This is a genomic window from Pseudomonas sp. S31, from assembly GCF_016648105.1.
In the GTDB taxonomy this organism is placed as follows: domain Bacteria; phylum Pseudomonadota; class Gammaproteobacteria; order Pseudomonadales; family Pseudomonadaceae; genus Aquipseudomonas.
On the sequence record NZ_JACVVE010000095.1, the window covers coordinates 1 to 461 of the forward strand.

The 461-nt window shown below is 57.5% G+C and carries 1 pseudogene; it reads left to right on the forward strand.

Going from position 1 to position 461, the window contains the following annotated elements:
- Window positions 1-53 precede the first annotated feature (53 nt).
- A pseudogene (locus IAE37_RS28620) lies at window positions 54-428 on the forward strand (transposase); the annotation flags it as partial.
- Window positions 429-461: the final 33 nt, after the last annotated feature.

The following is a 461-nucleotide window of genomic DNA, read 5'->3' on the forward strand; positions in this document are numbered from 1 at the left end:
TGCCTGACGGCAGGCCGTTACCGGCCCGCACACAAAAAATCTGACAGTCCCATCTTTCGCGATTTCCGTCCTCACAGCATTTTTGCTCCTGGCTGGGTCTAGCGCCCCCAACCCGAATTTCGGGTGGCCGACAGCTATCAGGAGGTGGGCCCAAGATAATCAACAGAGCTGCTCAGGCACTCAAGCAGGCAGCTTCGAATGCTCGCAATGACAACGGATTCATTGGGGCATCGCATCGCGCCAGGTTGACCCGCATGGATACCAGTTGTGCGATCAAGGCCACAGCGCATCAACTCGCTCGGCTGGTCTACACGCTACTTACGAAGAAGCAAAGCTATGTTGAGCAAGGCTTGGAAGAGTTTGAAGCAAAAAGCCAAGACCGCCAGCTCCGGGGGGTGTGGGGGGCAACCCCCGCTCCCACAGACTGATTGCCATTAAGCGGGCCGCTCGCTACAGTGACG